We start from the raw sequence: 14,258 nt of genomic DNA on the forward strand, positions 1-14,258 counted from the left end.
AAAATTGTTATATTTTAAAGATAGTAATCAGGCAGGTACTCGAGTTTTACACAAATAGAAAATAATACAAAAATACCAGCACGAGGCTGGTATTTTTAATATAAACGTAACGCTTAATGAGGCTTAGTCACGAGCATAGATAACGTGGCCGTCATCTTCGTACTTCACCCTAACACTTTTTTTATTGCAATTCTTCTGAAAATCCTTTTAACGTAAGGGTTTCAAGTGATTCTCAGTATTTCACCAAATTTAAGGTATAAAACTGAGAATTTAATGGCATAATTCTCACCTTTAAAACACTTCCCGAAACCAGATTTTGACATTTCGAGTTAAAATGTTCACATTAATTTAAAGTTCAATTAGCTCGTAATGATCAAAGCATAAATATGTGTAAAGCTCGGCTAAGGTTAAGAAAACACAACCAAATTAGTACCCCTTTATTTTATAAATGTCTTCAGTAATGAAGCAAGTGCAATTTTAAAATAGGTATCATCACGAAGGCCTTTAGCAACAACATACGCTCCTTGCAGAGTCGTGAGGATAAGAATGGTCGCTTCTAATGGTGCAAGGTTATCCGATATACAGTTATCATTAATCCCTTCTCGAATCAACTTTTCAATTTGTGACTTCATCCACTCAAAGCCTCTGCTCACTTCAGGTGCAAGTTTATCATCGGTCATTATTTTACTATCTCTGGCCATTTGCCCAATAAGACAACCACGTTCGATATTACGAGTTTTTTCTAAAATAGCTCTAAGTTTACCGCAAGGTGTACTTTCAGTCGAAAGTACTTCATCAGTAGCTAAAATCAATTGATCGACGTTATATTTTATAGCATAAAAAGCTAAATCTTCTTTACCTTTAAAATGATGATATAGACTGCCTTTTCCAATACCAGAAAGAGTAAAAATGTCTTGCGGGCTGGTGTTTGCTAAGCCTTTTTTTAGCAACAGTTCAGCCATGGCTTCAATCAGCTTCTGTTTCGATTTCGACTTCTGATCTTTTGTCATAGTTTTTATACACACCTCTTAAAATATGCTACCCAAAATAGGATAGCATTAAAATAGGAAAGGTATAGATTTATGCCATTTGCTTAATGGTGTCGACTAAACGGTTACTAAATCCCCACTCATTGTCATACCAACTAACCACTTGTAATAGCTTTCCACCCTTAACTTTCGTAAGTTTAGAGTCGAAAATAGCTGAAGCAGGGTCACGAATTATGTCTGAAGAGACAAGTTCATCAGAAGTGTAAGATAAGACTCCAGCCATTGCTATGGCCGCTTCTTCCATTACTTGATTCACTTTTTCAACGGTCACCTCTTCTTTTAATACAACCGTTAAATCAACCATTGAGCCGGTAATCACAGGTACACGAACTGAGCCACCATCAAGCTTGCCGTTAAGCTCGGGGATCACGATACCGATGGATTTAGCCGCACCAGTTGAAGTTGGAACCATATTTTGAGCAGCACTACGCGCACGACGCATATCGTTATGTGGAGCATCTTGAAGATTCTGGTCTTGCGTATAAGCGTGGATGGTCGTCATAAAACCACATTCAATACCAAAATTGTCATTTATCACCTTGGCAATAGGTGCTAAACAATTTGTTGTGCATGATGCGTTAGAAACAATGTGGTGATTGTTCGCATCATATTCCCTGTTATTAACGCCTTGAACGATGGTGAAATCAACATTTGTCGCAGGTGCTGAGATAAGTACCTTTTTTGCGCCAGCTTTAATGTGCGCGTTGGCTTTATTACCATCATTGAAAATGCCTGTTGACTCCAAAACTAAATCAACCATTAACTCAGCCCAAGGAAGATTTTCTGGGTTACGCTCTTGATAGACCGCAATTTTTTTATCACCAATAATTAGTGCATTATCACTAATTTCAATGCTTTTACCAAATCGACCGTACGTAGAATCGTACTTTAATAAATGAGCTAGTTGTTCGATTGAGCCAAGATCATTAATGGCTACAACATTAATTTGGTGATCACTCTCTTCCAGTGCGCGCAAAAAACTACGACCTATGCGGCCAAAACCATTAATAGCAATATTAATCATATAAACCTCTGTTTAACTGTTCAATTACCCAATAAAAAAACATACCAACAGGTATGTCCGAGACCGCTAAAACATACCAGTGTGGATGTTTTAAGTCAACGGTTAAAAATTAAATAAAAAAATCAATATGTGAAACATGAACAACCTGTACAAAATGATCACAAATAGGTAGATAAATAGATTAACAATCCAAAAGTGTGACGTATGTCGATGTTTTGACTTGTGGGATTATATAGGATCCACGTCACAAACATACCACAAGGGATGTTTTACGGATTGGTGGGATAGTGATAATGAAAAAAATATCAATACTGGATACAACACTAAGGGATGGTGAACAAGCTCCCGAAAATGCAATGGATCCGGAGAAAAAACTCAAAATGGCCTTGATGCTTGAAGAGTGCGGCGTAGACCATATCGAAACGGGATTCCCAGCATCTTCAAAATTTGACTATGAAGCGACAAAGCTGATCAGCAAAGAAGTTACACAGTCAGGTATAGCTACTTTTTCTAGAACACTAACAAGTGATGTCCAATTATCACTAGAATCAGGTGGACGTGAAAAAAATCACACTATTCAAATGGTGGCGACAGGTAGCGATCTTCATTTAAAGAACAAACGAAATATTTCTCGATCTCAAGCAATTGAAGAAGTAATCAACACCGTAAAATTCGCCAAACAAAATAGTGACTGCAGAATTGCAGTTGGGATTGAGGACGCGAGCCGAGCAGATTTTGATTTTATGGGTGAAATAACAGAGGCAGCAGTGTTTGCAGGTGCGCATCAAATAATTCTTGCGGATACAACTGGCTACGCGACACCGTCTGAATTTAAGAAATTGATTCAATTTATTAGATCCAAAACTGGCGACGGTATCAGTATTTCAACACACTGCCATAACGACCTTGGCCTGGCGCATGCGAACACACTTGCGGGTATAGAGGGTGGTGCAGATGAAGTTCAAGTTACATTAGGGGGAATAGGTGAACGTGCCGGTAATGCTTCGCTTGAGATGATAGCCTCAACTCTGTTCTTTAAGCCTGAATGTTATTCTTCTTTTACCGACATAAAGCTAGACAAATTGTATAAAGTTTATCAAGAACTTTGCTCTGAAATTGGTCTAGACATTCCAAGAAACCAACCTGTTTTTGGTACTTACGCTTTCTCAACTGCTGCCGGTATCCATCAACAGGGGGTCTTGGCTAACCCCGATACGTATGAGTTCGTGAAACCAGATGTGTTTAATCGTGAACGTGAATTTTTTGTATCACGTCATTCTGGTAAATCCATCATCAAATACATTCTTTCTAATAAAGCTATGGATCAAGACCCGAAATTACTTGAAACCCTATACGCTAACTGTATTAGCAGCCGTGCCGAAAATAGCTGTTTAAGTATGATTGAGTTGGAATTTGAAATTGATAAATTCATGAAAACCTTTTGTAAGGTGGCTTAAGTGAAGACAAATAGAGCTATCTTAGTGCTTGATGTAATTAACGATCTTGTTCATCCAGGAGGCAGTGTTGGTGACGACGGGTTTTATGCCCATTCAACTGAACGTCAAATTGTCAACAATATTAAAACAGTGCTCGATGTTGCTCGACAGCATAAAACGCCTATTTTTTATGTCGTTGTAGGCTTCAGTGAAAATTATGCTGAATGGTCGTCAACATCAAAACTATTTAAAAATGTACCACATAAAAAACAGGTGATTTTAGGTAAATGGGAAACAGAAGTGCACAAATTAATATCACCCAAAAACGATGATAAGGTCATTCAAAAAAACAGGATAGACCCATTTTTCAATACTAATTTAGAGCTATTGCTTAGAACTCATCGTATTGACGAGGTCGTTATTACGGGCGTGTCCTCCGAATTTGTTGTTCTTTCTACAGTACTTTCTGCACATGATAGAGATTACAAAGTTACCGTACTCGAAGATTGTATTTCTTCTTCCGATCAATATAGCCATGAATGTGCTGTTCATATCATCAATAAAGTTGCTGATGTGATTAGTTCAAGTGAATTTAATAACCAAGAGAATATGTAATGAAACCGTTTTACACCTTCTTAGATACAGAAAAACAAAACCTAACTGCGGTACTAATGCTTAATCCGCATAACCCTTACACGGATTACCCCGATTTTAAAGATTACATTGCAACTTTAGCGCTAAGAATTTCATCCGAAACGGTGTTAAGAGCGGCCTGTGATGCCATAGTTTTCGATCGTATTGAACATGGAAATCATGTTCATATTTTAGGGAATTGTCCAATTGACGAAACATTGCCTCAACTTGATTTAGATAATCCTGTTGAGCATAAATACAAAGCTAAAAAAACCTTCATTGGTGAAGGGTTTATGGAATTAATGTCGCATCTACAACGTACACCATTATTTTCCTATAAAAATCGAAATAATGGTGATTATTTTACTGATTTAGTTTCTTTCAATAAACTAAAAGGTAAAAAGACAGGTTTTACAGATGGGGACTTGATTTATCATAGCGATCGTTCTTATCACCCCGTACGGGCGGATTATGTATCACTGCTTGGTCTACATGTTAGTGACAATGAGCTGATTTATACAAACTATATGGATGTCAAAGAACTTAAAAAACATTTAAGTAAGTCAGTAATTGAAACTTTAGGTAAAGAAATCTTTGAAACGGAAGTTGATGATCTATCTAAGGAAAACAATAGTTCTTGGAAAAAATCAGCAGTTCATTCCATTTTGTTAAGTAACAATTTAATTCGTTATCAAGACACTTTTACACGTCCTTTAGATCCAAACAACTTTAATGCGACGAAAGCACTGCTTGAGCTAAAGCATGCAATGAGTAAAGCTGCGAAGGTGCGCCACATGGTAAAAAAAGGTGAGATGCTTATTTTTGGTAACCAAACAGGGATCCATAACCGTGAATGGATTGACGTTAAAAATGCTGAGGAGGGTCGTAAACGTTGGTTGCTAAAAACATACAGTTTCAATAATACCGATAAAGCCTCGAAATATAAACCTTGGGCAACAAAAGAAGATGCACTTTGCATTTGTGATAGCTAAGGATGGATCAAATGCAAAACTTATCAATGTCAGAAATACAAAATTCACTACCAAGACTGTTGGTTGGTTCTCTAAAACGTAATTTAAAACATGAGAATTTAGAGTTTGAGCCTATTAATAAAAATGGCCGAGCGTCAGCTGAAGTTCATTGGCTATTTAAAGCAGAAGAAGCGGATGGTTCTGCGGCCGCCGTCATTCGATATTATGCAGGTGGCGATGCTCCACCACATTTACATACGGGTTTTGAGTTGATTTACATACTTGAAGGCGAGATGCAAACATCGACAGGCGAGGTTAAAAAAAATGATCTTATTTTGCTAAAGCCTGGTTCCATTCACAAATCTAGCAGTAAATCCGGTTGTCTGGCGCTCATAATATGGCAACAACCAGTAAAAATGATGCGTTAGTTAATTGGTCAGTGAGCCAAAGCAAAATTGTGTTTATCAATTAGTTAGAGAGGGGAGTACCCCCCTCTATTGTATTTCTTTAATTTATTAAAAATTGCTCTAAAAGGTGTGGATATGTCTACAACAAATAATTATCGATGGTTTGTACTAGGTGTTGGTGTAATTGCGCAAATGACCTTTGCGATGGGGTTTGCTGGAATCCCAGTTGCTGGCGTATTAATGCGTGAAGCATATGATTTCTCATTATTTGAACTTGGTGTAGTTCTTGGTGCAATGGGTCTAGGTGTTGCCCTTTCAGAAATAATCTGGGGTGTTTTGACAGATAAGCTTGGTGATAAAACAGTTTTAGTGATTGGCCTTTGGTTATCTGCTGGTGCATTTTCGGCTATTTCGCGTTTTTTAACGCCCGATTCTGGTGAATCTATTTACTACTTGGCTTTAAGTGGAGGGTTAATAGCATCTGGGGCGTTTGGCGGAAGTATTAACTCATCTTCTGGTAGAACTGTAATGTCGTGGTTTGATGATAGCGAACGCGGATTTGCAATGAGTATTCGTCAAACTGCTATACCAGTAGGGGGAGCGATTGGGGCAGGACTTGTCCCTTGGTTAGCATATTCGTATGGATTTGATTCAGCATTTTTGTTTCTTGCTTTAGCTAGCTTTATTGTTGGATTATTTGTGCTTATTTTCGTCGATTCGAAACATAAAAAGATAAGCAACGCGGCCAAGAAAAGTGCTGTAGTGAAATCACCATTAAAAAGCTTTGAGATATGGAAGATAACGATAGCGGCAGGATTATTAACGGTACCGCAAATGTCGGTGCTTACTTTTGGTGGACTATATCTCAAGGACGTATTTCATATTGAATTATCATTAATTTCTGTCATTTTAATCAGTGTACAAATAGGTGGGGGTGCCTTTCGAATTTGGTTTGGCTACTATACGGATAAGAACAAAAATCGTATACCTGTATTAAAGCATATTTCAATCTTAGGTGGACTCTCAGCAGTAGTTTTATGTTTTGTAGTTGATAGCTACTTTTACGGTATAGCACTTTTTATTATCACAGGACTTATAGGTAATGCTTGGCACGGGGTTGCATATACCGAAGTGGCTGTTCAAGCTGGTGTAGAACGAGCTGGTACAGCGCTTGGCATGATAGGTACAACGGTATTTATGTCATCGTTTTTGTCTCCAATTATGATTTCGAGTGTGGTTGATGTATCAGGTTGGTCAACCGCTTGGGGAATTGTTGGAGTGTTAACTTTAGCGTCGCTTCTATTTTTACAGAGTCCTAAAAATAAATCAACAACCTCTACAGCGCCAGTGGAGGGTTGAGCTATGACTAAAACAATAGCAGAAAAAATTTGGGATAGTCATATTGTTGCATCATTAGGGAACACGGAAGTACTGCTCTACATTGACTTGCATTTACTACACGAAATTAACACGCCACAGGCTTTTGATGGACTAAGAGAGAAAGGAGTCAATGTACATCGACCAGATAGAACGCTTTCTACCGAAGATCACAATACACCGACATCGTCTGTTATCGACATCGATAAGGACAGCAGCACGTGGACTCAAATAAAATTACTTCGTGAAAATTGTCAAGAGTATGGTCTTGAGCATAAAAAGCTCGGAGAACTAGGTCAGGGTATTACTCATGTGATAGCACCCGAACAGGGGAGAGTACTCCCAGGTTCAACGTTGGTATGTTGTGATTCCCATACCACAACTCATGGCGCATTCGGAGCCCTCGCTTTTGGCATAGGTACCAGTCAGGTTGAGCATGTATTGGCTACACAAACATTAAGAGCGATCCCTTTCAATACAATGCGGGTCAATGTAACAGGTGCTTATAACGAAGGTGTTGATGCGAAAGATTTGGCCTTATTCATTATCAATGAAATTGGTACTGGTGGTGGTCAAGGCTGTGTCATTGAATACACTGGCGAAGCAGTTTCGCAACTATCTATGGAGCAACGCATGACCCTTTGCAATATGACGGTAGAAGCAGGAGCAAGTGCAGGTATTATTTCTCCCGATCAAACGACCGTTTCGTACCTCAAAGAAAAGCTGGCGGAGCGCAATGTTACGATCAGTGACGCAGATACGACTAAATGGCTGACATATGCGACCGATATGGATGCAGTGTTTGATAAATATGTTGAAATAGATGCAGCTAAAGTTCCAAAAATGATCTCATGGGGTACCAACCCTTCACAAGTTATCCCTGTAGTAGGGAAGGTGCCATATGTCGATCCCCTTGACTGTGCCAGTAAACAGATAGCCGCAACACAAGCACTCAAATATATGGGCTTAAAAGAAGGCGATGATCTGAGTTCACATCCAATTACGAATGTCTTTATTGGTTCATGTACTAATGGACGGATCGAAGATATGAGAGCTGTAGCAGCGGTACTCAAAGAGCACAAGGTACACAAAGATGTTCACATGTTAATTGTGCCAGGTTCAATGAAAGTTCACGAACAAGTAATCAAGGAAGGTATTGATAAAGTATTCCTTAATGCCGGAGCTGATTTTAGAGGGTTAGCGGGATGTTCTCTTTGTGTTGGTTTGAATTCTGATAAGTTAAGCGCAGGTAAAAGAACAGTATCGACCAGTAATCGTAATTTTGAAGGGCGGCAAGGCGTAGGCGTACGTACACATATAACCTCACCAGTGGTTGCTGCAGCATCTGCTATTAAGGGGCATATAGCCTCGCCACAATGTTTGGAAAATTAAATCGTGAGTAGAAAATATTTCCGTGGCAGAGGAATGCCATTAGTAAAAAACAATATAGATACTGACCAAATTATGCCGGCTCGATTTTGTTACAAGCCGACCCGCCGCAATCATGAAAATTCAGTATTTGGTGACTGGCGTGAATCAACAGATTTCCCGCTAAATGATCCGCGCTACCAACGTGCAACCATTTTAGTTACGGGCCGTGAGTTTGCCACAGGCTCTTCACGTGAGTTTGCAGTCTGGGGACTGAAAGATTGGGGATTTAAAGTTGTGATAGCCCCAAGTTTCGGGGACATCTTTTACAAAAATGCGTCAATAAATGATTTGCTGCCGGTAATCTTGAGTGAAGACGATGTTGAGCAACTTTGGGGGTTTCTAAAGGAAGACCACTACCTCGACATTACCGTTGATCTAGTACGAGATTCAGTTATAGCAAAAGGGAATGAATTCAAACTGACTATCTCTGATATCGTTAAAAAACGTTATATAGAAAATATCAACGAAACAAAAGAAACAATTAAGATATTGAATACTATAAAAAAATTTGAGAGCGAGAACGGTAAACAATGAAGAGAATAACAATTATTGGAAGTGGCCCACGTGGAATGTCGGTACTTGAGCGCCTTGTTGCTAATGCGATAACAATGGACATACAACAAAAAATTGAAATTATCCTTATAGATAATTGTCGAGTTGGGCAAGGGCGTATCTGGGATAGTACGCAAAGTAAAAATTATATTATGAATACGCTATCCACGGAGATTTCTGCTTTCTCTGGACATGGTTCCGTAGATACTGCCAAGCCAGGTAAAGGCCCATCATTCTCGGAGTGGTGGAAAGAAAATTATGACGATTTTGACCATTATCAAGGTTATGCACCGAGACGTTATTACGGTGAATACTTGTCATTCGTTCACGCTGTGGTTAAAGCATGCTTACCGAGAAATGTAACGCTGATAGATCTAAACGACACGGTACTCGACATCGATGTGGATGATAAGTCTTGCAATATTATATGTGAAAATTCGAATCCATTTATGAGCAATACAGTAATAATGACAACAGGCCACTCTACCAATAAGTATCTTGGTAAATTCAATGATCTACAAAACTTTGCGTCGACTCAAGCTAATCTTCAGTTTATCGCGGGTGACTCTTCGAGTGAAATCGATTTCTCTGTCGTTAAACCGATGGAAAATGTAGGCATTATCGGTCTTGGTTTGTCATTTTTTGATGTCGTAGCGGAGCTAACTGAAGGTAGAGGCGGTCAGTTCATTGAAGTAAATGGTGCAAGTCTAATTTATCAACCATCAGGTTTAGAGCCAAAATTATACTGTGGTTCACGTAGCGGTGTACCTATTTTTTCAAGAGGGCGTAACGAAAAACCATCTGACTATAAATATAAGCATGCAATATTCACACATGATAAAATATCACAACTTCGTGTAGAAAAAAACGGAAACCTTGATTTTCATTCGGACGTTTGGTCACTACTTGAAGCTGAAATTAACTATGCATATTTTGCTCAGATTATTCGCAATCAGCAGGGTGAGAGCGCCGCGAATATGTTTACCCAAACGGTGGCAGAAAACAATATTGAAGACTCTAAATCATTGGCGTTCTTTGCCTCTGAAGCTTTAAGTCAACACACCCACCCCCTCGACTTAGCAGCCCTGGCCAGACCCTTTGAAGGTATAAAATTCGATAGTTCTGACTCGTGGAACCAACACTTAGTGAAATTGCTTAAAGCTGACTTGGCAGCAGCGGAAAATGGAAACCTCGGTTCACCATTAAAATCTGCTTTAGATGTACTGCGTAATTCTCGAGACAACCTTCGAGCAGCTATCGACTTCGGTGGGTTATCGCCGCAAACACATAAAAATTTCCTGTCGATCTACATGCCAATTATTACGTTACTTTCAGCTGGCCCTCCTTTATTTCGAACTAAACAACTTTTAGCATTGATGGATGCAGGTATCGTGTCAATAGTCCCACCTAGTATGGATATTACAACCTCTCGAAATGGTTATGTTTTGATGTCTGGTGCCTATGATGGCTATAAACGTAACATTACGACGCTGATTGATGCGCGTGTACCTGTTGCGAATTTGCAGCTCGATGAAAATCAATTAACACGTAATTTGTATGACAAAGGTGTGTATAGCTCGTTTGTAAATAAAGGCGAAAATGGCGACGAATTTGTGACCGGTGGAGTGAATGTGACGGACTCTCCTTTTAATCCTATAGGTAAAGATGGCACGGTATATCAACACATTTTTGTTTTAGGTATTCCGACAGAACATACACGTTGGTTTATGCAATCAGGTTCTAGCCGTCCAGCACATTGGATCGATTTCATGATTGATGCCGATAACATAGCAAAAAGTGCCCTTAATATTTTGGGTTGAGCATAATTTAGTGGGTGGTCATACGCCCACATTCAAAATGGTGGATGAATGTTAAACCTAAAAACAAATTCCAAGTTAGATCCTATTTCTCAGGTCGTTAATCGTGTGAAGGTTGATCGCAGAGGGGGAACGCTGGACTTAAGTATAGGATATTATGAAAGTGAAGGTGAACACCACACCGGTTTCTCAGTTTTAGACGATACAAAATCATCGTTGCCTAGTATTGGTATCAACTTCAGTATCTTAGGTCTTGAGCAATACAGGGATGCAGTAAAAACATTGATAACTAATGAAAATAATTCATCTCATACGCTTAGTACGGTTCAAACAATAGGTGCATCTGGAGGCCTGTGGTTAGCTTTCTTGATTCTAAAAAGAGAAGGTGGAGCAAAACGTGTTTGGTTCAGCAACCCAACCTGGGGTAATCATTTAGACATAGCCAAAAATACGGGCTTAGAGATCATTCGATATCAATACGACCTTACTGACGTTGGAAATCTAAACTTTAATGCTGTTAAACAGTCATTAGGTGACCTAGAAAAAAACGATATCTTAGTCGTGCAGGGGTGCTGCCATAATCCCTGTGGAATTGATTTCACAATGTTTCAATGGAACGAAATCGCAAAAATTGCTCAACGTAAATCAGCCTATATAGTGGTTGATTTCGCTTACTTTGGTTTGTCTAAATCATTTAAAGAAGATAAGAAAATTTTAATACCTTTGCTTAACAATTTAAATAACCTCTTTGTTATCAATTCGTTCTCTAAAAATTTGGGCTTATATTGTGAACGACTTGGCGCGCTTAGTTTTTTCTCTCGCTCGAAAGATGAAGTACAGTCGTTTGATGGGTACGCCAAAAGTATTATTCGTTCGACATACTCTATGCCACCACAACTTTTGGCAGGTCAAGTAGCACATGTAATTTCAAATGTTGAAATTTTCGATAAGTGGATTGACGAAGTCGCAATTGTCAGAGATACGCTCTATATGCGTAAGGAAATACTAATTAATACACTAGAAACCAGTGGATTAGCTCATCTTGTAAGTAATACAAAAAGTAATGGTATGTTCTTAAATTTATTACTCAGTAGCGAGGAAATTGAACAACTAGTAGTTCAATTTGGTATTTATATATTAGGTAATGGACGCCTAAGTCTGGCCGGCCTACAGAAGAAAGATATTAATAAACTCGTGGAAGCCATTTCACAAGTAAAAACTAAAAGGGTGTTTTAATATGTATACCAACATACCTAAAGGTGTAAAAGATCCGATATTTGCACTAAACGAATCATTTAGAAACGATCCAAGAGAAGATAAAATTGACTTAGGAGTCGGTGTTTTTAAAAACGAATTGGGTTTAACGCCCTTGATGAAGGCGGTGGAAATTGCTGAATCAGCATATGTAATAAAAAATCAAAAAACCAAGGTCTACAAAGGGCTAATGGGGAATGAAGATTTCAATCAAGAGATTAGCAAGCTGCTTATTGAGAATGAGTCTGTGAGGAAAACTGCTGCTGTTGTTCAGGCAACAGGTGGAAGCGGAGCTCTTCGTCTAATATCTGACTATATATATTCTGTTAACCCTGACTGTACCGTTTGGGTTAGTGATCCTAGTTATGCAAATCACACCCCAATTCTGAAAGATGCTGGATTGACCGTGTGTTACTACGACTATCTTGATAGTGATTCAAGAATTGTTGATATGGGTAGAGTGACTCGAACGCTAGTAAATTCAAAAAAAGGTGACGTTGTTTTATTACATGGCTGTTGTCATAACCCTACCGGTGCTGACTTAAATATGACTCAGTGGCATGAGATCGCAGATTTTATGCTAATGAAAGGGCTCACTCCATTTGTTGATATTGCCTATCAAGGCTTAGGCGATACACTCGAAAAAGATGTTGGTGGTTTAAATATATTATTGTCCGTGTTTAAAGAGGTATTTATTACATCATCTAGTTCAAAAAACTTTGGCCTCTATGCAGAACGAGTTGGTGCTGCAATCGTTGTATGCCGAGATGTAGAGCGTGTGTCTAATGTAAGAAGAAGATTGACAAATATTGCCTTAAAGTCATATGCCATGCCCCCTAACCATGGTGCTGCAATTGTCGAAACGATCTTAACTGACCCTTTTTTGAAGAAGCTATGGATCGACGAATTAGACGTAATGCGCTCTCAAATAAAAAATAATAGAAAAGCCCTACATGATGCTTTGAAAGAATCAGGTTATATCGGCAATATTGATTTTATCACATCACATAAAGGTATGTTTTCTTCCTTTGGCTGGAGTGAACAATTCACAGACCTAATTCGCGAAAAATACGGCATCTACATTGTTAAAGGTGGGCGAATCAACTTTGCTGCGATTACAACAAAAGATGTAACGAGAATTGCCAGGTCTATTTGTTATACGCAAAATGTATTAAATGTAGGTATCGCCGTCTAACTATGTATTGAATAAATTCGGTACGAATGGGGATATAACCATTAAGCATATCATAGGCTTTTGCACACACATCACCGAGGAGTTCATTAAACATCACATACTAAGGTTATACTTAATCAGTATTACACGGTCAATCATTTATATCGAAGAACAGTATATAACTCGCCATAATAAAATCCTATGTAACAAGGAACTAATAAAAAAAATACAGCTGCGGCTTCGGGCGTAGCTATGTCCGGTGTTACGAATAGGCAAACTAAATACTCTGCGTTTTTTGCAGGGTATTTAGTTTGCCTATTAAATAATAAATCATGCGGTTGTTTATTCTCCTTATATAAAGATAAACAACCGAAACAACAATAAACCCAACTTTAATTAGCATCAGCTATAGAACCCTTTTGATAATTCATTTCACAACTTCGACAAAATTGCCTCTCTAATGCTTGTTTTTACCCTTTAAAACCGATTTTAACCTATAGTTTCGGATAAATAATTTTGCACGGCTCTGGTGAGTCTAGCTTTCACGTTAATTTTAAGTATGAAAGAAAAAATCTTTGGCAGTATAAATCAACAACTATCATCAGAAATGATTAAATCCTATTACACCAGTATATAAAACTAGGTTATCGATTAGATCGTAGAATTTATCTATAAAAAATATATCGAAAGTCGATATCGTTCATAGTCTTTACGACTTTTAAAGCATCCTGAATCGAATTTTTACTTCTTTCAACTGCATATTATACTCCTATCAATATTGAAATTTGATTGATCATTTTTTAATATTAATTGCATCATTTTTTTGAAAAATGATGATCTGTTTACCGAAAATAATTTAGGGAAATCAACTATGACTTACTTTTAAATTTCGAGACAACATTATTTTTAATCCTTAGTTCCTCTTGAAGCTCAAACAGACGGTACATCAATGTATTATTCAATGCCTCAAGTTCTTTTTGTGCCTTTCTTGCATCACCACGCTCTTGACGGTATCGATCTTTCAATCGATTCACTCTGTTTAACTCAACCCTAAAGCTCTCTGCTTCTGTTAACTCTGGTTCTGTTAGAGAAAAATCATCATTCAACAACGCTGACTTTTCAGCATTGTACTT

General features: G+C 38.3%; 12 protein-coding genes and 1 pseudogene. 10 read left to right on the forward strand and 3 right to left on the reverse strand.

Annotation, left to right across the window (positions count from 1 at the left end):
- Positions 1 to 437 precede the first annotated feature (437 nt).
- The gene (locus PE36_RS10960; protein ID WP_006032093.1) at positions 438 to 1,010 is read right to left on the reverse strand and encodes a TetR/AcrR family transcriptional regulator; all 573 of its coding nucleotides are present in this window, start codon (positions 1,008 to 1,010) and stop codon (positions 438 to 440) included.
- A gap of 70 nt (positions 1,011 to 1,080) precedes the next feature.
- Positions 1,081 to 2,073: a type I glyceraldehyde-3-phosphate dehydrogenase gene (gap, locus tag PE36_RS10965; RefSeq protein ID WP_006032094.1), complete on the reverse strand. Its 993-nt coding sequence runs from the start codon at positions 2,071 to 2,073 to the stop codon at positions 1,081 to 1,083.
- A gap of 293 nt (positions 2,074 to 2,366) precedes the next feature.
- On the opposite strand from gap, the gene PE36_RS10970 reads away from it, so the two are divergent.
- The 10 genes from PE36_RS10970 to PE36_RS11015 all read left to right on the forward strand — a co-directional run bounded on the left by PE36_RS10970 (position 2,367) and on the right by PE36_RS11015 (position 13,146).
- Positions 2,367 to 3,530, forward strand: a complete 1,164-nt coding sequence (locus tag PE36_RS10970) for a LeuA family protein (protein WP_006032095.1) — start codon at positions 2,367 to 2,369, stop codon at positions 3,528 to 3,530.
- A complete protein-coding gene (locus tag PE36_RS10975; RefSeq protein ID WP_006032096.1) occupies positions 3,531 to 4,124 on the forward strand; it encodes a cysteine hydrolase family protein in 594 nt (197 codons plus the stop codon).
- Positions 4,124 to 5,134, forward strand: a complete 1,011-nt coding sequence (locus PE36_RS10980) for a TauD/TfdA family dioxygenase (protein ID WP_006032097.1) — start codon at positions 4,124 to 4,126, stop codon at positions 5,132 to 5,134. Before PE36_RS10975 ends, PE36_RS10980 begins: the two co-directional genes overlap by 1 nt.
- Positions 5,135 to 5,145: 11 nt before the next feature.
- Complete coding sequence (locus PE36_RS10985) at positions 5,146 to 5,541, forward strand: cupin domain-containing protein (RefSeq protein ID WP_052298079.1); 396 nt, start codon at positions 5,146 to 5,148, stop codon at positions 5,539 to 5,541.
- A gap of 114 nt (positions 5,542 to 5,655) precedes the next feature.
- Positions 5,656 to 6,879, forward strand: coding sequence for an MFS transporter (locus PE36_RS10990; protein ID WP_052298080.1), 1,224 nt, complete (start codon positions 5,656 to 5,658; stop codon positions 6,877 to 6,879).
- Between the two features lie 3 nt (positions 6,880 to 6,882).
- Positions 6,883 to 8,289 (forward strand): 3-isopropylmalate dehydratase large subunit, encoded by a 1,407-nt coding sequence (gene leuC / locus PE36_RS10995; RefSeq protein WP_006032100.1) that lies wholly within the window; start codon positions 6,883 to 6,885, stop codon positions 8,287 to 8,289.
- Positions 8,290 to 8,292: 3 nt separating this feature from the next.
- The gene (gene leuD / locus PE36_RS11000; protein ID WP_157517780.1) at positions 8,293 to 8,862 is read left to right on the forward strand and encodes a 3-isopropylmalate dehydratase small subunit; all 570 of its coding nucleotides are present in this window, start codon (positions 8,293 to 8,295) and stop codon (positions 8,860 to 8,862) included.
- Complete coding sequence (locus tag PE36_RS11005) at positions 8,859 to 10,700, forward strand: FAD/NAD(P)-binding protein (RefSeq protein WP_043994432.1); 1,842 nt, start codon at positions 8,859 to 8,861, stop codon at positions 10,698 to 10,700. Before leuD ends, PE36_RS11005 begins: the two co-directional genes overlap by 4 nt.
- 48 nt (positions 10,701 to 10,748) lie before the next feature.
- Entirely contained in the window at positions 10,749 to 11,933 is a 1,185-nt protein-coding gene (locus PE36_RS11010) for an aminotransferase class I/II-fold pyridoxal phosphate-dependent enzyme (RefSeq protein ID WP_006032103.1), read from the forward strand.
- A 1-nt stretch (position 11,934) separates the two neighbouring features.
- Positions 11,935 to 13,146 (forward strand): aromatic amino acid transaminase, encoded by a 1,212-nt coding sequence (locus PE36_RS11015; protein ID WP_006032104.1) that lies wholly within the window; start codon positions 11,935 to 11,937, stop codon positions 13,144 to 13,146.
- An 848-nt stretch (positions 13,147 to 13,994) separates the two neighbouring features.
- Here PE36_RS11015 and PE36_RS11020 read toward each other — a convergent pair.
- A pseudogene (locus PE36_RS11020) lies at positions 13,995 to 14,258 on the reverse strand (hypothetical protein); the annotation flags it as partial.

Origin of the sequence: Moritella sp. PE36 (assembly GCF_000170855.1) — a bacterium.
Taxonomy (GTDB): Bacteria; Pseudomonadota; Gammaproteobacteria; order Enterobacterales; family Moritellaceae; genus Moritella.